Genomic DNA, 20335 nt, shown 5'->3' with positions numbered 1-20335 from the left:
AAATAGTGCGTATCAATTTCTTAATATGAAATTTTCAGTTCGCGTTTGCCCTGCGCAAAACCGCGCGCAAGCCCGGGCCGACGTTGCTTTGCCGTCGTTTCCGAAGGGCTTCACCTAAACTCGGACCATGCCTTTTTCCTCTCCGCTGGCAGTTGCCCGCAGTGCCGTGAATGCCTCGCCCCTGTCCTGGTGGCGCAGGTGGTGGCGCCGGCAGACGCCGGTGCTGCAGGACGCAGTCGCCATGCTCGCGCCGATGGCGGCCGTGCTGTTGTTTCTTGCCGCCATCGTGTCCGCCTTCTGGTACCTGCGCACCGAGGAAGTCGAGCGCGAGCAGGAGTCGGTGCGCCGCGACGTCGAATACGCACAGCAGCGCATGCGCCTGCGGCTTTTGGAGCGGCAGGAGCAGTTGATGCGCATCGCGCGCGACGCTTCCAACCGCGAGATCGACCCGGTCGAATTCACCAGCCGAGCCGAGTCGCTGGTGAGCCAGTTCCCCGAGCTGCAGACCATCACCTGGATCGACGACCGCCGCCGCTTCAAGGCCGGCTATGCGGCGCCCAGCGTGCACCCGGCCCAGCAGCACCTGATCGGCGACGTGCTGCGTCCCGGCGACATCGAGAGCAACTATGCGCTGGCCCGCGAGCTGCGCCAGCCGGTGTATTCGCAGCCCGTGGCCGGAGGCGCCCCCCCTGCGATGCTGCAGCTGCACATCCCCCTTTTCGATCAAGGACTGTTCGCGGGCGTCGTGCTTGGCGAGTTCTCGGTCGACGGGCTGCTGCGCTACGGCATGCCGTCCGAAGTACAGGCGCGCTATGCGGTGTCGCTGCTCGACGCCAAGGGCCACGCGATCGCGGGCAACACCACCACCCTGAAGGAAGGCGGCACGCGCCTGCTGCCCTGGACCGAGCGGACCAACGAATACGAAGTGCCGGTGTCCCCGGTGGGCAATGCTCTGGTGCTGCGGGCGCAGGCCTACCGCACCTCGCAGGGCGTGGTCGGCAACGGGCTGTTCTGGCTGGTCTGCGCGCTCAGCGTGCTCACGAGCTGGATGCTCATCGGCACCTGGCGGCACACGCGGCGGCGGCTGCAGGCACAGCAGCGGCTGGTCGCAGAAACCAATTTCCGCCGCGCCATGGAGAACTCCATGCTGACCGGCATGCGCGTGCTCGACCTGCAGGGCCGCATCACCTACGTGAACGCCGCCTTCTGCGCGATGACCGGATGGAGCGAGGCCGAGCTCGTCGGCCAGTCGCCGCCCTTCCCCTACTGGCTCGAATCCGACCGCGAAGTGATGAACGAGCGCCTGGAAGAAGAGCTGCATGGCCGAGCCCTGCCCGGCGGCTTCCAGGTGCGCGTGAAGCGCAAGAACGGCAGCGTGTTCAACGCCCGGCTCTACGTGTCGCCGCTGATCGACGCGCGCGGCCACCAGACCGGCTGGATGACGTCGATGACCGATATCACCGAGCCCACGCGCATCCGCGAGCAGTTGTCGGCTTCGTACGAACGCTTCACCACCGTGCTAGAAGCGCTCGATGCGGCCGTGTCCGTCGCGCCCATCGGCAGCGAGGAACTGCTGTTCGCCAACAAGCTGTACCGGCTCTGGTTCGGCTCCGACACCGTGGGCCATCTGGGCATGGTCGCGCAGGCAGGTGTGCCAGCCTCGAATGCGCACGACGAAGGCCTCGACGACGTCGATCCGTACGCGGGCCTGCCGATCGACACGCTCACCGCGGCGCAGGCGGCCAACAACGAAATCTTCGTGCCGCACCTCGGCAAATGGCTCGAAGTGCGTTCGCGCTACCTGACATGGGTCGACGGCCGCCTCGCGCAGCTGGTGATCGCCACCGACATCACTCCGCGCCGCGACGCCGAGGAACAGGCCGCCGCGCAGGCCGACAAGGCCCAGGCTGCCAGCCGCCTCATCACGATGGGCGAGATGGCCTCCAGCGTGGCCCACGAGCTCAACCAGCCGCTGACCGCCATCACCAACTACTGCAACGGGATGATGTCGCGCATCAAGGGCCAATCGATCGACAACGACGCGCTGCTCGCCGCGCTCGAGAAAACGTCGAAGCAGGCCCAGCGCGCCGGCCAGATCATCCAGCGCATCCGCTCTTTCGTGAAGCGCAGCGAACCCAACCGCACGCCGGCCGACGTGGCCACCATGGTGAGCGAGGCGGTCGAGCTGGCAGGCATCGAGCTGCGCCGGCGCAACGTGCGCCTGAACCACTACGTGGCCGCGCGGCTGCCGGTGGTGCGCGTCGACCCGATCCTCATCGAGCAGGTGATGGTCAACCTGCTGAAGAACGCGGCCGAATCCATCGACATCGCCGAGCGCCCGCTGGCGCGCCGCAGCGTCGAGCTGCGCGTGCTGCCCAAGGTCATCGAAGGCCACAACGCCATCGAGTTCTCGGTGCAGGACACGGGCAAGGGGCTCGCTCCGGAAGTGATGGACCGGCTCTACGAAGCCTTCTTCTCCACCAAGCCCGAGGGCATGGGCATCGGGCTCAATCTGTGCCGCACCATCGTCGAGTCGCACCGCGGCCGGATGCAGGCGGAGAACATCTACAATGGCCCGGATGTGATCGGATGCCGTTTTTCCTTCTGGATTCCGGTGTTGGACGCTATCAGTTCCGTAGCTAGCGACGAGGCAAAGGTACCTGCATGAGTTTGATTCCGAAGAAGGGCACGGTCTATGTCGTCGACGACGACGAAGCCGTACGCGATTCGCTGCAATGGCTGCTCGAGGGCAAGGACTACAGAGTCCGCTGTTTCGATTCCGCCGAATCCTTTCTCTCCCGATACGACCCGCGCGAAGTCGCCTGTTTGATCGTCGACATCCGCATGGCCGGCATGACCGGCCTCGAACTGCAGGATCGCCTGATCGAACGCCGCTCCCCGCTGCCGATCGTGGTCATCACCGGCCACGGCGACGTGCCGATGGCGGTCGACAGCATGAAGAAGGGCGCGATGGATTTCATCCAGAAGCCCTTCAACGACGAAGAGCTTGTCACGCTGGTCGAGCGCATGCTCGAACATGCGCGCGGCGCCTTCACGCAGCACCAGCAGTCGGCCAGCCGCGATGCGCTGCTGTCCAAGCTCACGGGCCGCGAGGCGCAGGTGCTCGAACGCATCGTCGCCGGCCGCCTGAACAAGCAGATCGCGGACGACCTCGGCATCAGCATCAAGACGGTCGAGGCGCATCGCGCCAACATCATGGAAAAGCTCAATGCCAATACTGTGGCCGATCTGCTCAAGATAGCGCTCGGGCAAGCGGCCCCCACGGCCAAGGCCTCCTGAGCCGCAGCTATCCCGCCGATAGCCACGCACCTTCCCCACGCCTGCGCAAGCGGGCGTTTTTACTTGGAAAATCAAAACCGATGACCGCCCAACTGATCGACGGCAACGCCCTCGCCAAAACCATTCGTGCCGAGGTGTCCGGCCGCACCGCCGCGCTGAAGGCGCGCGGCGTGAACCCGGCACTGTCCATCATCTTGGTGGGCAGCGATCCGGCCAGCCAGGTCTACACGAAGCACAAGGTCAACGACAGCACCGAGACCGGTCTGCAGGCCACGCTCGAGACCTACCCCGCCGACCTGAGCGAAGCTGACTTGCTGGCCCGCATCCGCGCCCTCAACGACGACCCGAAGGTGCACGGCATCCTGGTTCAGCTGCCACTGCCCAAGCACATGGACAGCCAGAAAGTCATCGAGACGATCTCGCCCGCCAAGGACGTCGACGGCTTCCACGTCGCCAGCGCCGGCGCGCTGATGACCGGCGCACCCGGCTTCTGGCCCTGCACGCCGCACGGCTGCATGAAGATGCTCGAATCCATCGGCTACGACCTGCGCGGCAAGCACGCGGTGGTCATCGGCCGCAGCAACATCGTCGGCAAGCCGATGGCCATGATGCTGCTGGCCAAGAGCGCCACCGTGACCATCTGCCACAGCGCCACGCAAGACCTCGGCGCCATCACGCGGCAGGCCGACGTGATCGTGGCTGCCGTGGGCAAGCTCGATCTCCTGACGGCCGACATGGTGAAGCCCGGAGCGGTGGTCATCGACGTCGGCATGAACCGCAAGGCCGACGGCAAGCTGGCCGGCGACGTCGATTTCGACAGCGTGAAGGAAGTGGCTGGCTGGATCACCCCCGTGCCGGGCGGCGTCGGCCCGATGACCCGCGCCATGCTCCTCGTCAATACCCTTGAAGCTGCGGAACGCGCCGCCAAGTGATTTCCATGGCCACCACGAACAACCCACTCCTCGACTTCACCGATCTCCCGCTGTTCGATCGCATCAGGCCCGAGCATGTGTCGCCCGCGGTCGACACCCTGCTGGCCGATGCCGAGACCGCGCTGCAGACGGTAACGGCGTCCGAATTCCCGGCCGACTGGAACGCGATCTCCAGGGTGCTCGACGTGGCCTCCGAACGCTTCAGCCGCGCCTGGGGTGCCGTCGGCCACCTCAATGCCGTGGCCGACACGCCGGAGCTGCGCGCTGCCTACAACGAGGCCATGCCGCGCGTCACCGCGTTCTGGACCCGCCTGGGTTCCGACGAGCGCCTGTACGCCAAATACAAGGCCATCGATCCGGCCACGCTCAACCCCGAGCAGCGCCAGGCGCACAAGAACGCCGTGCGCAACTTCGTGCTCGGCGGCGCCGAACTGCAGGGCGACGCCAAGAAGCGTTTCGCCGACATCCAGGAGCGCCAGGCCGAGCTGAGCCAGAAGTTCAGCGAGAACGCACTCGACGCGACCGATGCCTTTGCCTACTACGCCTCGCTGGGCGAGCTCGAGGGCGTGCCCGAGGACGTCGTGAGCGCCGCTCGCACAGCCGCCGAAGCCGAGGGCAAGGAAGGCTACAAGCTCACGCTCAAGATGCCGTGCTACCTGCCGGTGATGCAGTTCGCCAGGAGCAGCGCGCTGCGCGAGAAGCTCTACCGCGCCTACGTCACGCGCGCCAGCGAATTCGGCGATGCCGCCTTCGACAACACGGCGCTCATCACGGAGATCCTCGCGCTGCGCGAGGAAGAAGCGAAGCTGCTGGGCTACAGGAACTACGGCGAGCTGTCCGTCGTGCCGAAGATGGCCGAATCGCCCGAGCAAGTCGTCAAGTTCCTGCGCGATCTCGCCACCAAGGCCAAGCCCTATGGCGAGCGCGACCTGGCCGACCTGCGGGTCTTCGCCTCGGAGCAACTGGGCATCACCGACCCGCAACCCTGGGACTGGAACTACATCGGCGAGAAGCTCAAGGAAGCGCGCTATGCCTTCAGCGAGCAGGAGGTGAAGCAGTACTTCCCCGCGCCGAAGGTCATGGCCGGGCTGTTCAAGATCGTCGAGACGCTGTTCGAGGTGTCGATCCGCCGCGACTCGGCGCCCACGTGGCACCCGAGCGTGGAGTTCTATCGCATCGAGCGCGCCGGCCAGAAGGTCGGCCAGTTCTACCTGGACCCCTCCGCGCGCGCCGCCAAGCGCGGCGGCGCCTGGATGGACGATGTGCGCGCCCGCTGGCTACGCCCCGACAACGGCGTGCTGCAAACGCCGGTTGCGCAGCTGGTGTGCAACTTCGCCAGCGGCGTCGACGGCAAGCCGCCGCTGCTCACGCACGACGACGTGACCACCCTCTTCCACGAGTTCGGCCACGGCCTGCATCACATGCTCACGCAGGTGAACGAGCGCGACGTCTCGGGCATCAGCGGTGTCGAGTGGGACGCGGTCGAGCTGCCGAGCCAGTTCATGGAGAACTTCTGCTGGGAGTGGGACGTGCTCAAGCACATGACCGCCCACGTCGACACCGGCGAGCCGCTGCCGCGCGCGCTGTTCGACAAGATGACGGCCGCCAAGAACTTCCAGAGCGGCCTGCAGACGCTGCGCCAGATCGAATTCTCGCTGTTCGACATGCTGCTGCATACCGAGTACCACGCAGCGGCGGCCAAGCCCGGCGATGTGATGGCGCTGCTCGGCAAGGTGCGCGCCGAGGTGGCCGTGATGCCCTCGCCGCCGTTCAGCCGCACGCCGAATACCTTCAGCCACATCTTCTCGGGCGGCTACGCGGCCGGCTACTACAGCTACAAGTGGGCCGAGGTGCTGAGTGCCGACGCCTACGCGGCCTTCGAGGAAACCGTGGGCGCCGACGGCGAGCCGAACATCGAGACCGGCCGCAAGTACCGCCAGGCCATCCTGGAGGCCGGCGGCAGCCGCAGCGCCATGGATTCGTTCAAGGCCTTCCGCGGCCGCGAGCCCCAGCTTGATGCGCTGCTGCGACATCAGGGCATGGCGGAGCCCCAGCCCGTTTGATGCGGCGCTGAAGCTTGCGATACTCGGGCGATGCATCCGATTCACAAACTCTCACTGCATCGCCTGAGCGGCCTCGCCCTTGCGCTCGTTGCCGCGGGCGCGATGGCACAGCCCATCTACCGCCAGGTCGACAAAAACGGCAAGGTCACCTTTTCAGATCGCGCTCCGACCGCCAGCACCGAAGCGGCTTCGGGGCCGCAGGGCGGCGTCACCACGCCCGCCAATGCGGGCCTGCCGTATGAATTGCGGCAGGTGGCGCAGCGCTACCCCGTCACCCTGTACAGCAGCGACGAATGCGGCCCCTGCAGCACGGCACGCTCGCTGCTTGTCACGCGTGGCATCCCGTTCGAAGAGCGAACCGTCAAGAGCAACGAGGAAGTCCAGGCGCTACAGCGCCTGAGCAGCCAGAGTTCGCTGCCGCTGCTGACCATCGGATCGCAGCAGCTCAAGGGCTTTTCGGATGCCGAGTGGTCGCAGTACCTCGACGCGGCCGGCTATCCCAAGAGCAACAGCCTGCCCGCGGGCTATCGCAACGGCCTGGCGCGGCCACTGATCGCGCAACAGGCAGCACCCGCAACCCGGGCCCCTGCGGCACCAGCTGCGCAGCCCGCGTCGCCGCCTCCCGCCTCGAGCGAACCGACCCCGAGCAACCCGGCCGGCATCAAGTTCTGACCCAGGCCGCGTTCGCGGCCGCGGATCATCGGGCGAACTGCATCGTCTTCACGCCCGTCGGGGTACCCAGCAGGCACACGTCGGCTTTCTGGTGCGCAAAGACGCCCACCGTCACCACGCCAGGCCATTGGCTCACCTCGGACTCGAAGGCCAGCGGATCGGTGATCCGCAGGCCAGTCACGTCCACGATGTGCTGACCGTTGTCGGTAACCAGCGGCAGGCCGTCCTTCTCGCGCACCTGGGCGATGCCACCCATGCTCGCGAACTGGCGCATCACCCGGCGCGCGGCCATCGGAATCACCTCCACGGGCAGCGGAAACGCGCCCAGCGCATCGACCAGTTTGGACGCATCGGCGATGCAGATGAACTTGCGCGACTGCGCCGCCACGATCTTTTCGCGCGTGAGCGCGGCGCCACCGCCCTTCACCATGAAGCCGCGGTGGTCGATTTCGTCGGCGCCGTCGATGTAGACAGCCAGTTCTTCCACCTCGTTGCTGTCGAACACCGGGATGCCCAGCGCGCGCAGGCGCTCGGTCGAGGCTACCGAGCTGGAGACAGCGCCCTTGATCTCGTCCTTGATGGTGGCCAGCGCGTCGATGAACTTGTTCACCGTGGAGCCGGTTCCGACGCCGACGATCTCGCCCTTGACCACGTAGGCCAGCGCGGCAAGGCCGACCTGGGCCTTGAGTTCATCCTGAGAAAGAGGGGTTGGGGTGGCGGGTGCGGTCATCGCGGAGAATCCTTGGCTCATAGAAGTTCAGAATTATCCGATGCCCCTGCTGATGCCCTCTTCGCTCTACGGCCTGGCCCGCCCTTTCCTGTTCGGCTTCGACCCCGAGCACGCCCATGAACTCACGCTGGACGGCCTGGCACACACCCAGAACACGCCGCTGGCCTGCGCCTATTCGGCACCGCGCGTGAACGACCCGATCCAGCTCGCCGGCCTGCACTTTCCGAACCGCGTGGGCCTGGCGGCCGGGCTCGACAAGAACGCCCGCTGCATCGACGCCTTCGCCGCCATGGGCTTCGGATTCGTCGAAGTCGGCACGGTGACGCCGAAGGCGCAGCCGGGCAACCCCAAGCCTCGCATGTTCCGGCTGCCGCAGCGCGATGCGCTGATCAACCGGCTCGGCTTCAACAACGAAGGACTCGACGCCTTCCTGGCCAATGTGCAGAAGGCGCGTTTCCGCAAGACCGGCAGGGGCACCACGTCGCCGATGCTGCTGGGCCTGAACATCGGCAAGAACGCCGCCACGCCGATCGAGCGCGCGGTGGACGACTACCTGCTCTGCCTCGACGGCGTATACCCGCACGCCGACTACGTGACAATCAATATCTCGAGCCCCAACACCGCCAACCTGCGCACGCTGCAGAGCGATGAGGCGCTCGATGCGCTTCTCGGCGCGGTGGCCGAACGGCGCGAGGCGCTGGCCGCGAGCCACAACAAGCGCTCCCCGCTGTTCGTGAAGATCGCCCCCGATCTCGACGAGGCCCAGGTGGCGGTGATTGCCGCCACGCTGAAGCGTCACGGCATGGACGGCGTGATCGCCACCAACACCACGCTCGCGCGCGATGCGGTCAAGGGCCTGCCGCATGCGGATGAAGCGGGCGGACTGTCGGGTGCGCCGGTGCGCGAGGCCAGCAACCGCGTGGTCGCCCAGCTGCGTGCGGCGCTCGGGTCGGGTTTTCCGATCATCGGGGTCGGCGGCATCCTGAGCGCAGCCGATGCCAAGGCCAAGATCGCCGCGGGTGCGGACGTGGTGCAGATCTACACCGGCCTGATCTACCGCGGCCCTGCGCTGGTGCGCGAAGCCGCCCGGGCGCTGCTGCGGGATCGCAGCCAGGCCTGAGCTTCTTTCTTCGTCTCTTTCAGCGCATGCGCCAGAGTATTGGCGCGATGACCGCGGCCCAACGCAGCAGGCGCTTCGGCCGGATCACCACCACGGCGGCCGCAGCAACGACGCCGGTAGCCACCGGATGCGCACGTGCAATGCGCAGTGCCGCGGCGGCCGCCGATTCGTTGGGCGGAGGCGCTTCGCCCTCGCCTGAACCGCCGACCGGCTGCGCCTGCTCGCGTCCACCCTGCAACGTCGCGATGCGCTCGCGCTGACGCTCCATGCGCGCCAGCAGTTCCTCGCGCGTGGCAGGCCGCGGGGGGCGCGGCGCCTCTTCGTCCTGCTCAGGGTCCTTGCCGAGGCCGAAACGGTCCTGGACCCAGGCCCAGTCGCGTTCGAACTCGCGGCGTGCCGGCACGAAGCTGTTGGATGCGTTGCGCAGCGACAGCAGCAAGCCGATGGCGGCCGCCAGCCAAAGCACGATCCACACCCCCGCCACCGACCATGCGGCCACGATGCGGTGGGGCGTTTCCCAGAAATGAACCACCACCGCCACGGACAGCAGAGCCACCGTGACCGTGGTCAGCCCCAACACGGCCAGACTGAAGACAAGCAACAGCTTGAGGCGCTGCTTCTCGTCCTCCCAGGCCATGCGCAGCAGCTGCACCCGGTCTTCGGCCGCCAGCGCGCCTTCGGCGGCGGCGATGCGCAGCCGGCGAATCCGGGCGTTCAATCCGAACAGGGACGACAGCCTCATGGGCTGGCTCCGGCCATGTCCGGGCGAACGATGCTGCGGCGGCGAATGCTCAGGTCAGCGGCGGCCAAGCAGCAGGCCCACCAGCACGCCGACAGCCAGTGCAGCACCGGCGATCTGCCATGGTTCGTCATGGGCGTAGGCGTTGGCGGAGTTGGCCGCTTCGCGGGCCTTCTTGGCGGCGAGCTTGCTCTTCTCGGCCGCTAGTTCGCGTGCGATGGCCAGCTTGGTGTCGATGCGCTGGCGCAGCGCCTTGATGTGGGGAACCGAATCCAGGTCCTTGCTTGCCAGCACGCCGCGCACGTCGCTTGCGATGTCTTCGGCCGCTGCTTCAAGATTTTGGGATGCACTCATTGGAATCTTTCCTCCATTGATGACACCGGCACCGCGCCGGCGGCTTTCACGCCAGCGATGGCGTCCTGTCATGTTACAGGCACAAAAGGCCCTCGGGCGCGACAGATGGTCAGACTTTGGTGCGAGATGCGACTTCATTGCGTACTAGCACGCTTCATTCACCCGCCAGCAGGCGCGCGACGTGCCGCCCGATGGCCAGGCTGCTCGTGAGGCCCGGCGACTCGATACCGAAGAGATTGACCAGCCCTTGTATGCCATGCGAATCGGGTCCGTCGATCATGAAGTCCGCCGCCGGCTCGCCTGGGCCCGAGATCTTCGGCCGCATCCCCGCATAGCCCGGAATCAGGGCACCGTCGGGCAGCGCGGGCCAGTACTTGCGCACCTCGGCATAGAAACCGTCGCCGCGCGTCGGGTCCACCACCAGGTCGCCAGGCGAGGACACCCACTGCACGTCGGGCCCGAACTTGGCTTGGCCGCCCAGGTCGATCGTGAGGTGTACGCCCAATCCGCCGGGCTCGGGCACGGGATAGACGAGGCGCCCGAACGGCGCACGCCCCGACAGAGTGAAGTAATTGCCCTTGGCAAAGTGCTCCACGGGCACCGCCGAAGGCGGCAGGCCCTCGAAGCACCGCGCCAACGCAGGGGCACCGAGACCTGCCGCATTGACCACGCTACGGCAACGCAACGCCGTGCCGTCCTCCGCGATCAGGACAACAGCCCCAGCGCCACATTCGGCGCGCGTGATGGACGATTTCAGCGCCAGCATGCCGCCTGCGTTCTCCAGATCGCCGAGCAGGCTCAGCATGAGGGCATGGCTGTCGACAATACCGGTGCTTGGCGAATGCAGCGCCGCGACGCAATGCAGCTGCGGCTCCAGCGCACCGGCCTGCTGCGCGGTCAGCATCGCCAGGTCGCCGACACCGTTCGCCGCAGCCTTGACCCGAATGGCATCGAGCTGGTCCGCCTGCCCCGGCGATGTCGCCACGATGAGCTTGCCGCAGCGTCGATGCGGCACACCGCGCTCCGCCGCATAGGCGTACAGCAACTCCTTCCCTTCAACGCAAAGCTTCGCCTTCAGCGAGCCCTGCGGGTAGTAGATGCCTGCATGAATGACTTCGCTGTTGCGCGAACTCGTGCCCGTCCCTATCGCACCTTCGGATTCGAGCACCAGCACCTCCCGCCCGGCGAGCGCCAAGGCGCGCGCCACTGCCAGCCCCACCACACCGGCGCCGATGACGGCGCAATCAATTTCTTCCATCGCGCGAGCTTAGCGCGGCCCGCGCGTGGAATCACTTTACGGAGGGCGGCGGCTCGGGATCGGTGGGTTCGTCGGGTGGTGTGCTCGGCCCTTCGTCGGGCTCGACGGGCAGATCCGGTGTGACAGGTGTCGGAAGGTCGGGATGGGTGGCCATGGTGGCGCTCCTTTCCCATTGGTTCTAGAACTCCGACATGGAAAGTTCAAACGGCCCTTGGCTGCACTTGCCGTCGGTGCGGACCGACAGCTCATGTGCCGCACGCCGGGCATGCCGCAGAACCCGACCTGTTCGGCGCGCAGTGGATCCAGAAGAAAACGCGCAACAAAAAAGCGACCTGGAAATCCAGGTCGCTTTTTGATTTGGTGGGCGGTGGAGGTTTCGAACCTCCGACCCCAGCAGTGTGAATGCTGTGCTCTACCCCTGAGCTAACCGCCCGAAACGCTGCTGTTTGCCTTCAGCGTCTTGAAAACGTATCGCGTTGTGCGAAGCCTCAGATTATGCCATAGCTTTTCAGCCGTTTTCCCGAAACAGCGTGCGACCGCCACTCGATTTGTCGAGTTGCACCAACACCGCCTCGTGCGCGGTCAGTTCGTGCTCGGCCGCCATGATCACCGGCAGCTCGAACTGGCTCAGGTCGATGGCCACCACGGTTGTACCTTGCGCGGGCTCGTTCGAGGCCACGTCGATCAGCAGCGCATCCTGACCGCGCGTGAGGTTGATGTACACGTCCGCCAGCAGCTGCGCGTCGAGCTTGGCGCCGTGGAAGGTGCGGTTGGAGCGGTCGACGCCGAAACGGTCGCACAGCGCATCCAGCGAATTGCGCTTGCCGGGGTAGACCTGCTTGGCCATGGCCAGCGTGTCGGTCACTTCGCTGACGAAGGTGCGCAGCGCCGGCAATCCGGCGCGCTCGAACTCCTTGTTGAGAAAGCCGACGTCGAAGGCCGCGTTGTGGATGATCAGCTCGGCATCGCGCAGGTATTCAACGATGTCGTTGGCCAGCGTCGCGAACTTCGGCTTGTCGCGCAGGAAGTCGGTCGTCAGGCCGTGAACCTTCAACGCGTCTTCATGGCTCTCGCGCTCGGGGTTGAAGTAGATGTGCAGGTCGTTGCCGGTGAGCTTGCGGGCGAAGAGCTCCACGCAGCCGAGCTCGATGATGCGGTCGCCGTTCTCGGCGGAAAGGCCGGTGGTTTCGGTGTCGAGGACGATCTGGCGCGACATGCGGTGGCTCTTTCAGTGATTCTCTTTGGCGTGGTTGATCGAGTACTTGGGAATCTCGATCGTCACATTTTCCTGCGCCAGGATCGACTGGCAACTCAGGCGCGACTGCGGCTCCAGGCCCCAGGCACGGTCGAGCAGGTCTTCCTCGCCCTCTTCTGCCTCATTGAGCGAATTGAAGCCCTCCCGCACGATCACGTGGCAGGTGGTGCACGCGCAGCTCATCTCGCACGCGTGCTCGATGTTGATGTCGTTGTCGAGCAGGGCCTCGCAGATCGAGGTGCCGGCCGGCGCGGTGATCTCGGCGCCTTGCGGGCAGTATTCGGGATGCGGATAGATCTTGATCGTGGGCATGTTGTTGTTCTAGAGAGATTCGACCTTGCGCCCGGCAAGCGCGCGCGCAATGCCCGCGTTCATGCGCTGGGCGGCGAAGGCCTCGGTGTCATCGGCCAGCTTCTTGGTGGCCGCGTCGATGGCGGCGGCCTCGTTACTGCCCTTGGCGGCCTCGCGCAACTGCGCCATCGATGCGTCGATGACCGCGCGCTCCTCGACGCTGAGCAGGTCGCCGTCGGCATCGAGCGCGCTCTGCGTGGCCAGCAGCATGCGGTCGGCATCGACGCGTGCTTCCACGAGTGCGCGGGCCTGCATGTCCTGCTGCGCGGTGGAAAAGCTTTCCTGCAGCATGGTCGCGATCTGGTCGTCCGACAGGCCGTACGACGGCTTGACCGCCACGCTGGCTTCAACGCCGCTGCCCTGCTCCTTCGCGCTCACGCTGAGCAGGCCGTCGGCATCGACCGTGAAGGTCACACGGATGCGCGCCGCGCCGGCCACCATCGGCGGAATGCCGCGCAGCGTGAAGCGCGCGAGGCTGCGGCAGTCGGACACGAGGTCGCGCTCGCCCTGCACCACGTGCAGCGCCAACGCGGTCTGGCCATCCTGATACGTCGTGAAGTCCTGCGCCATCGCGGTCGGGATGGTCTGGTTGCGCGGCACGATGCGCTCGACCAGCCCTCCCATGGTCTCGATGCCGAGCGACAGCGGGATCACGTCGAGCAACAGCAGCTCGCCCGCACCGTTGTTGCCGGCCAACTGGTTGGCCTGGATGGCAGCACCGAGAGCCACGACCTCGTCGGGATTCAGGTTGACCAGCGGTTCGCGGCCGAAGAAATCGGCAACGGCGCGCCGGACCTGCGGCATGCGGGTGGACCCGCCGACCAGCACGATGCCTTTCAGGTCGTCGGGCTTGAGCTTCGCGTCGCGCAGCGCCTTGCGCACGGCGGCGATGGTGCGGTCGGTGAGCGACTGGGTGGCGGTGTAGAACTGCTCGCGCGTCAGCTCGAGGCTGGCGGCTGCGCCTGCCACTTCCGCGCGGAATACGGTGGATTCCGAATCGGTCAGCGCCTCTTTCGCGGCCCGCGCGGCAACCAGCAACGCCGCCTTGTCGGCATCGCTGTCGGCGTGCAGGCCCGTCTGGGCAAGCACCAAGCCGGCCAGAGCATGGTCATAGTCGTCACCGCCGAGGGCGGAGTCGCCACCCGTGGCAATCACCTCGAACACGCCCTGAGTGAGCCGCAGGATCGAAATATCGAATGTGCCGCCGCCCAGGTCGTAAACCGCGTAGACGCCTTCGCTCGCGTTGTCCAGTCCATATGCGATCGCCGCGGCGGTAGGCTCGCTGATCAGTCGCAGCACGTTGAGGCCGGCCAGCTGCGCGGCGTCCTTGGTCGCCTGGCGCTGGCCTTCGTCGAAATACGCCGGCACGGTGATGACGGCGCCGTAGAGCTCGTCGTCGAAGGTGTCTTCGGCGCGAAAGCGCAGCGTGGCCAGGATTTCGGCGCTGATTTCGACGGGCGACTTCTCGCCGGCCGAGGTGTGCACCTTCACCATGCCGCCATCGTCGCCGCCGATGCGGTACGACATGGCGTCACGGTTCGCGATGTCGGCGAGGCCGCGGCCCATGAGCCGCTTGACCGAGGTGATGGTGTTGGCGGGGTCCTGCGCGCGCGCGGCCGCTGCATCGAAGCCGATCTGGCGGCGATCGCCTTCAAGGTAGCGCACCGCTGAAGGCAGCAGCACGCGGCCTTTGTCGTCGGGCAGGCATTCGGCCACGCCGTTGCGCACCGCGGCGACCAGCGAATGGGTGGTGCCAAGGTCGATGCCCACGGCGATGCGGCGCTGATGCGGGTCGGGCGCCTGGCCGGGTTCGGAAATCTGAAGAAGAGCCATGCCCTTATTGTCCCAATTGATCGAATTTGGCTTCGACGTCCTGTCCGAAGCGCTCAATGAACATGAGGGCTCTCACCTGCTGCGCGGCGGCGGGGTAGTCGCCTTTTTCGTCGATCAGCCAGTCGAGGGACGAGAGTGCGCGTGCGCGAGCAGCTTCGACCTCGGCCAGCAACTTGTCGAGCGCGGCGGTGCTGTCGATGTCGTCCAGCGCCTCGCGCCACTCCATCTGCTGCATCAGGAATTCCGCCGGCATCGCCGTGTTGTTCTCGGTGTTCAGCGGCGCATCGTGCAATTCGCAGATGTAGCTGGCACGGCGGATCGGGTCCTTGAGCCGCTGGTAGGCCTCGTTGATGCGCACCGACCATTGCATGGCCACGCGCTGCGCCGCGGCGCCCTGCGCGGCAAAGCGGTCCGGGTGAACCTCGCGCTGCAGTTCTTTCCAGCGCGCGTCGAGCGCGGCGCGGTCCTGCGCGAAAGTCGCCGGGACGGCAAACAGTTGAAAGTCGGTGTCGTTCAGGTTCATCAGACTGCCTGCCGGGCCGCCCCAAAGGCGGTCTGGGCCCCCTCGGGGGGCAGTGAGGACACAAAGTGCCGAACGTGGGGGCTCATATGGATCAAGAAAAAACCGCCAGCACATGACATGGTGGCGGCTGTGGTCGCGCTCAGCGACGACGCATCAAATGCGAAAGCTTTCCCCGCAACCGCAGCGATCACGCTCGTTCGGGTTGATGAACTTGAAGCCTTCGTTCAGGCCTTCGCGCACGAAGTCGAGCTGCGTACCGTCGATGTAGGCCAGGCTCTTCGGGTCGACCAGCACCTTCACGCCGTGGTCTTCGAACACCACGTCTTCAGGCGTGAACTCGTCCACGTACTCGAGCTTGTAGGCTAGGCCCGAGCAGCCCGTGGTCTTCACGCCCAGCCGCACGCCCACGCCCTTGCCTCGCTTGCCGAGGTAGCGGGTGACGTGTCGCGCAGCGGCTTCGGTCAGCGTAACGGCCATGTCAGTGGACGGCTTCGGCAGCGGACTCGGCGGTCTTGACGCCGTGCTTGGCCTTGTAGTCGCTCACGGCGGCCTTGATCGCGTCTTCGGCCAGGATGGAGCAGTGGATCTTCACGGGCGGCAGCGCCAGCTCTTCGGCGATCTGCGCGTTCTTCAGCGCAGCCGCTTCGTCGAGTGTCTTGCCCTTGACCCATTCGGTCACGAGCGACGACGAGGCAATGGCCGAGCCGCAGCCGTAGGTCTTGAAGCGTGCGTCTTCGATCACACCGGTTTCGGGGTTGACCTTGATCTGCAGCTTCATCACGTCGCCGCAGGCCGGTGCGCCGACCATGCCGGTGCCGACCGAATCGTCGCCCTTTTCGAAGGAGCCGACGTTGCGGGGATTTTCGTAGTGGTCGATGACCTTGGAAGAATATGCCATGGTGTACCTCTCAAACTTTGTTCAATCGTGGAGCCTTGGGCTGCCCTGTATCAGTGGGCCGACCACTGGATCGTGCTGATGTCGACGCCGTCCTGGAACATCTCCCACAGGGGGCTCAGCTCGCGCAGCTTGGCGACGTTGTGCTTGATGGTCGAAATGGCGTAGTCGATTTCTTCTTCGGTCGTGAAACGGCCGATGGTCATGCGCAGGCTGCTGTGGGCCAGCTCGTCGCTGCGGCCCAGGGCGCGCAGCACGTAGCTGGGCTCGAGGCTGGCCGAGGTGCAGGCCGAACCCGACGACACCGCCAGGCCCTTGATGCCCATGATCAGCGACTCGCCTTCGACGTAGTTGAAGCTCATGTTCAGGTTGTGCGGCACGCGGTGCTCGAGGTCGCCGTTGATGAACACCTGTTCGACGTCCTTCAGGCCGTCGAGCAGGCGCTTTTGCAGGCTGCGTGCATGGGCGATGTCGTCCTTCATCTCGAGCTTGGCGATGCGATAGGCCTCGCCCATGCCGACGATCTGGTGCGTGGGCAGGGTGCCCGAGCGCATGCCGCGCTCGTGGCCGCCGCCGTGCATCTGCGCCTCGAGGCGGATGCGCGGCTTGCGGCGCACGTACAAGGCGCCGATGCCCTTGGGGCCGTAGGTCTTGTGCGAAGCGAGGCTCATCAAGTCGATGGGCAGCTTCGTGATGTCGATCTCGACCTTGCCCGTGGCCTGGGCCGAATCGACGTGGAAGATCACGCCCTTTTCGCGGCAGGCATTGCCGAGCGCGACCACGTCCTGGATCACGCCGATCTCGTTGTTCACGAACAGCACGCTGGCCAGGATGGTGTCGGGACGAATGGCCGCCTTGAACTTCTCGAGGTCGACGAGGCCGTTTTCCTCGACGTCGAGGTAGGTGACCTCGAAGCCCTGGCGCTCCAGTTCACGCATGGTGTCGAGCACTGCCTTGTGCTCGGTCTTCAGCGTGATCAGGTGCTTGCCCTTGCCCTTGTAGAAGTGGGCCGCACCCTTGAGCGCGAGATTGATCGACTCGGTCGCACCCGAGGTCCACACGATTTCGCGGGGATCTGCGTTGATCAGCTCAGCCACTTGGCCGCGCGCTTTCTCGACCGCCTCTTCAGCCTCCCAACCCCAGGCATGGCTGCGCGATGCCGGATTGCCGAAGTGTTCGCGCAACCAGGGAATCATGGCGTCGACCACACGCGGGTCGACCGGCGTGGTGGCGCCGTAATCGAGATAGATCGGGAAATGAGGAGTTACGTCCATGGCTGGCTCGTGCTGGCGGGGGGTTGTTTCTTGATCTGGGCTGCTCGTGCCGGCGCCCGGAGGCGCCGCCGGAAATCAGGTCTCAGGACTTGGCGAAGGCGTTGCCGAGGGCGAACACCGAATTCGGCGCATTCACGCGAATCGGCTTGACCACCGGCTGCGCCGAGATGGCACGCTTGACGACCGGCTTGTTCTCGATCTGCACGCCCTTGGCGATCTGGTCGTCGACCAGCTTCTGCAAGGTGACGGAATCGAGGAACTCGACCATGCGCTGGTTCAGCGAGGCCCAGAGTTCGTGCGTCATGCAGCGGCCGGCTTCGCCCAGGCAGTTTTCCTTGCCGCCGCACTGGGTGGCATCGATAGGCTCATCGACGGAAACAATGATGTCGGCCACGGTGATATCCGCAGCCTTGCGACCGAGGCTGTAGCCGCCGCCGGGGCCGCGGGTCGACTCGACCAGCTCGTGGCGGCGCAGCTTGCCGAACAGCTGCTCGAGGTACGACAGCGAAATCTGCTGCCGCTGGCTGATCGCAGCCAGCGTGACCGGACCGGTGTTCTGACGCAACGCCAGATCGATCATTGCTGTGACCGCAAAACGGCCTTTGGTAGTGAGACGCATCGCAAGCTCCTTCAAGTGCTTACCGTTGAAATGACACCGTGGCCTGGACCGCGGTGACTTCGTCTCCGCCCTGTCCGATCCCTGACGCTGGTGAACCAGCCGGTGGGAGTCGGTCCTTCATCGCGAAGTTCTTTTTTTGTTGTTGAGTATTTCGGTCAAGTATAGCAGAAGGCCCTGAACCGCGCTGGGGTAAACCCCAGCGCGGTTCGCTTGAAGAATGCGAACCTCCGAACTAGCGCGGTCCGCCTACTGCGGCAGGATCGCGATGTTGTCGCCGCCCGACGCCCCGAATGCCTGCTCCCGCAGCAGCGCCAGTTGGTCGCGCACCCGGGCCGCCTTCTCGAATTCGAGGTTGCGGGCGTGTTCCAGCATCTGCTTTTCAAGCCGCTTGATTTCCCGGGCGATGTCCTTCTCGCTCATGTCTTCGACCTTGGCGCGTTCCAGGTCGAGCTTGGCCATTTCCTTGCCGGTCTTCTCGCTGTAGACGCCGTCGATCAGGTCGCGCACCTGCTTGACGATGCTGCGCGGCGTAATGCCATTGGCTTCGTTGTGGGCGATCTGCCTGGCGCGGCGGCGCTCGGTTTCGTCGATGGCCTTCTTCATCGAATCGGTCATCCGGTCGGCGTACAGGATGGCCTTGCCATTCAGGTTCCGCGCCGCCCGTCCAATGGTCTGGATCAGCGACCGTTCGGCGCGCAGGAAGCCCTCCTTGTCGGCATCGAGGATCGCCACCAGCGAAACCTCGGGAATGTCGAGCCCCTCGCGCAGCAGGTTGATGCCCACCAGCACGTCGAAAGTGCCCAGGCGCAGATCGCGCAGGATTTCCACCCGCTCGACGGTGTCCACGTCGCTGTGCAGGTAGCGCACCTTCACGCCGTTGTCGCCCAGGTAATCGGTCAGCTGCTCGGCCATGCGCTTGGTCAGCGTGGTGATGAGCACGCGCTCGTTCTTCTCGACGCGGATGCGGATCTCGCCCAGCACGTCGTCCACCTGGTGCGTGGCGGGCCGCACCTCGACTTCGGGGTCGATCAGCCCGGTGGGCCTGACCAGCTGTTCGACCACGTTGCCGGCATGGTCCTTCTCGTACTGCGCCGGCGTGGCCGAGACGAAGATGCACTGGCGCATGCGGGTCTCGAACTCCTCGAGCTTGAGCGGGCGGTTGTCCAGCGCGCTCGGCAGGCGAAAACCATATTCGACCAGCGTGGTCTTGCGCGCCCGGTCGCCGTTGTACATGCCGCCGAGCTGGCCGATCATCTGGTGGCTCTCGTCGAGGAACATCAGCGCGTCCTTCGGCAGATAGTCGGTCAGCGTGGCCGGCGGCTCACCCGGCGCAGCGCCCGAGAGGTGGCGGGTGTAGTTCTCGATGCCCTTGCAGTGGCCGATTTCGGCGAGCATCTCGAGGTCGAAGCGGGTGCGCTGCTCCAGCCGCTGCGCCTCGACCAGCTTGCCCGCGCCCACCAGTTCCTTGAGCCGTTCGCCCAGCTCGATCTTGATGGTTTCCACCGCCGCCATGACCTTGTCGCGCGGCGTCACATAGTGGCTCGACGGATACACGGTGAAGCGCGGCACCTTCTGCCGGATGCGCCCCGTCAGCGGGTCGAAGAGCTGCAGCGACTCGATCTCGTCGTCGAACAGTTCGAAGCGGATCGCCAGTTCGCTGTGCTCGGCCGGAAACACGTCGATGGTGTCGCCCCGCACGCGGAAGGTGCCCCGGGCGAAGTCCTGCTCGTTGCGCAGGTACTGCATGCGGATCAGCCGCGAGATCAGGTCGCGCTGGCCGACCTTGTCGCCGACGCGGGCAATCAGCCGCATCTCCATGTAGTCCTCGGGCGTGCCGATGCCGTAGATGGCGCTCACCGTGGCCACGATCACCGTGTCGCGCCGCTCCAGCACGCTCTTGGTGGCCGACAGCCGCATCTGCTCGATGTGCTCGTTGATGGACGAGTCTTTCTCGATGAACAGGTCGCGCTGCGGCACGTAGGCCTCGGGCTGGTAGTAGTCGTAGTAGCTGACGAAGTACTCGACGGCGTTCTTCGGGAAGAACTCGCGGAATTCGCTGTAGAGCTGCGCCGCCAGCGTCTTGTTGGGCGCGAACACGATGGCCGGGCGGCCCAGCCGGGCGATCACGTTGGCCATGGTGTAGGTCTTGCCCGAACCGGTCACGCCCAGCAGGGTCTGGAACACCTCGCCGTCGATCACGCCCTCGACCAGCCCCTCGATGGCCGTCGGCTGGTCGCCGGCCGGCGGATAGGGCTGGAAAAGCTCGAAGGGCGAGCCCGGATAGCGGACGAATTCCCCCTGTTTCGCCGGGCCGATCGGGTCCAGTTTCTTCAGGTCTGCTATGGCTTCGTTGTTCTCTGGCATGGCTGTTCCCGACAGGTGGCGCTCGCGCCGGTAAAATTCAAGGCAACCGGAAA

At 65.7% G+C, this 20335-nt stretch carries 20 protein-coding genes and 1 tRNA gene; 6 read left to right on the top strand and 15 right to left on the bottom strand.

The window, feature by feature from the left end:
* The first annotated feature begins 127 nt into the window (after positions 1 to 127).
* The 5 genes from PMI12_RS01275 (at position 128) to PMI12_RS01255 (ending at position 6967) form a co-directional block, all read left to right on the top strand.
* Positions 128 to 2668, top strand: coding sequence for a PAS domain-containing sensor histidine kinase (locus PMI12_RS01275; protein ID WP_042672599.1), 2541 nt, complete (start codon positions 128 to 130; stop codon positions 2666 to 2668).
* Entirely contained in the window at positions 2665 to 3300 is a 636-nt protein-coding gene (locus tag PMI12_RS01270; protein WP_007828214.1) for a response regulator transcription factor, read from the top strand. Before PMI12_RS01275 ends, PMI12_RS01270 begins: the two co-directional genes overlap by 4 nt.
* An 80-nt stretch (positions 3301 to 3380) precedes the next feature.
* Complete coding sequence (folD, locus tag PMI12_RS01265) at positions 3381 to 4232, top strand: bifunctional methylenetetrahydrofolate dehydrogenase/methenyltetrahydrofolate cyclohydrolase FolD (protein ID WP_007828211.1); 852 nt, start codon at positions 3381 to 3383, stop codon at positions 4230 to 4232.
* A 5-nt stretch (positions 4233 to 4237) separates the two neighbouring features.
* Positions 4238 to 6295, top strand: coding sequence for a M3 family metallopeptidase (locus PMI12_RS01260; protein WP_007828209.1), 2058 nt, complete (start codon positions 4238 to 4240; stop codon positions 6293 to 6295).
* 30 nt (positions 6296 to 6325) lie between these two features.
* Positions 6326 to 6967 (top strand): glutaredoxin family protein, encoded by a 642-nt coding sequence (locus PMI12_RS01255; protein ID WP_007828208.1) that lies wholly within the window; start codon positions 6326 to 6328, stop codon positions 6965 to 6967.
* 25 nt (positions 6968 to 6992) lie between these two features.
* Here PMI12_RS01255 and rpiA read toward each other — a convergent pair whose 3' ends face one another.
* Complete coding sequence (gene rpiA, locus PMI12_RS01250; protein WP_007828206.1) at positions 6993 to 7697, bottom strand: ribose-5-phosphate isomerase RpiA; 705 nt, start codon at positions 7695 to 7697, stop codon at positions 6993 to 6995.
* A gap of 40 nt (positions 7698 to 7737) precedes the next feature.
* Between rpiA and PMI12_RS01245 the strand changes: the two genes are divergently transcribed.
* Positions 7738 to 8817: a quinone-dependent dihydroorotate dehydrogenase gene (locus PMI12_RS01245; protein ID WP_007828204.1), complete on the top strand. Its 1080-nt coding sequence runs from the start codon at positions 7738 to 7740 to the stop codon at positions 8815 to 8817.
* Positions 8818 to 8836: 19 nt separating this feature from the next.
* On the opposite strand, the gene PMI12_RS01240 is transcribed toward PMI12_RS01245, so the two are convergent.
* The 14 genes from PMI12_RS01240 to uvrB form a co-directional block, all read right to left on the bottom strand.
* Complete coding sequence (locus tag PMI12_RS01240; protein ID WP_007828202.1) at positions 8837 to 9559, bottom strand: phage holin family protein; 723 nt, start codon at positions 9557 to 9559, stop codon at positions 8837 to 8839.
* A gap of 54 nt (positions 9560 to 9613) precedes the next feature.
* Positions 9614 to 9910: a glycine zipper domain-containing protein gene (locus tag PMI12_RS01235; RefSeq protein ID WP_007828200.1), complete on the bottom strand. Its 297-nt coding sequence runs from the start codon at positions 9908 to 9910 to the stop codon at positions 9614 to 9616.
* Positions 9911 to 10064: 154 nt separating this feature from the next.
* The gene (locus tag PMI12_RS01230) at positions 10065 to 11168 is read right to left on the bottom strand and encodes an NAD(P)/FAD-dependent oxidoreductase (protein WP_007828197.1); all 1104 of its coding nucleotides are present in this window, start codon (positions 11166 to 11168) and stop codon (positions 10065 to 10067) included.
* 31 nt (positions 11169 to 11199) lie between these two features.
* A complete protein-coding gene (locus PMI12_RS27930) occupies positions 11200 to 11322 on the bottom strand; it encodes a hypothetical protein (protein ID WP_007828195.1) in 123 nt (40 codons plus the stop codon).
* 204 nt (positions 11323 to 11526) lie between these two features.
* Positions 11527 to 11601 (bottom strand) — tRNA-Val (locus PMI12_RS01225).
* 75 nt (positions 11602 to 11676) lie between these two features.
* Complete coding sequence (gene dnaQ, locus PMI12_RS01220; protein ID WP_007828194.1) at positions 11677 to 12384, bottom strand: DNA polymerase III subunit epsilon; 708 nt, start codon at positions 12382 to 12384, stop codon at positions 11677 to 11679.
* Between the two features lie 12 nt (positions 12385 to 12396).
* Positions 12397 to 12735, bottom strand: a complete 339-nt coding sequence (fdx, locus tag PMI12_RS01215; RefSeq protein ID WP_007828193.1) for an ISC system 2Fe-2S type ferredoxin — start codon at positions 12733 to 12735, stop codon at positions 12397 to 12399.
* A gap of 9 nt (positions 12736 to 12744) precedes the next feature.
* Entirely contained in the window at positions 12745 to 14607 is a 1863-nt protein-coding gene (gene hscA, locus PMI12_RS01210) for a Fe-S protein assembly chaperone HscA (protein WP_007828192.1), read from the bottom strand.
* A gap of 4 nt (positions 14608 to 14611) precedes the next feature.
* Positions 14612 to 15130: a Fe-S protein assembly co-chaperone HscB gene (gene hscB / locus PMI12_RS01205; protein ID WP_007828191.1), complete on the bottom strand. Its 519-nt coding sequence runs from the start codon at positions 15128 to 15130 to the stop codon at positions 14612 to 14614.
* A gap of 153 nt (positions 15131 to 15283) precedes the next feature.
* Positions 15284 to 15607: an iron-sulfur cluster assembly protein IscA gene (gene iscA, locus PMI12_RS01200; RefSeq protein ID WP_007828190.1), complete on the bottom strand. Its 324-nt coding sequence runs from the start codon at positions 15605 to 15607 to the stop codon at positions 15284 to 15286.
* A 1-nt stretch (position 15608) separates the two neighbouring features.
* Complete coding sequence (gene iscU, locus PMI12_RS01195; protein ID WP_007828189.1) at positions 15609 to 16028, bottom strand: Fe-S cluster assembly scaffold IscU; 420 nt, start codon at positions 16026 to 16028, stop codon at positions 15609 to 15611.
* Positions 16029 to 16078: 50 nt separating this feature from the next.
* Positions 16079 to 17299, bottom strand: a complete 1221-nt coding sequence (locus PMI12_RS01190) for an IscS subfamily cysteine desulfurase (RefSeq protein ID WP_007828187.1) — start codon at positions 17297 to 17299, stop codon at positions 16079 to 16081.
* 82 nt (positions 17300 to 17381) lie between these two features.
* The gene (gene iscR / locus PMI12_RS01185) at positions 17382 to 17918 is read right to left on the bottom strand and encodes a Fe-S cluster assembly transcriptional regulator IscR (RefSeq protein WP_007828186.1); all 537 of its coding nucleotides are present in this window, start codon (positions 17916 to 17918) and stop codon (positions 17382 to 17384) included.
* 246 nt (positions 17919 to 18164) lie between these two features.
* Positions 18165 to 20282, bottom strand: coding sequence for an excinuclease ABC subunit UvrB (uvrB, locus tag PMI12_RS01180; protein WP_007828183.1), 2118 nt, complete (start codon positions 20280 to 20282; stop codon positions 18165 to 18167).
* Between the last annotated feature and the right edge of the window lie 53 nt (positions 20283 to 20335).

This window comes from Variovorax sp. CF313, assembly GCF_000282635.1.
Classification (GTDB): Bacteria; Pseudomonadota; Gammaproteobacteria; order Burkholderiales; family Burkholderiaceae_C; genus Variovorax.
The sequence above is the reverse complement of the archived record's forward strand: the minus strand, read 5'-3'. Positions and strand labels throughout refer to the sequence as shown.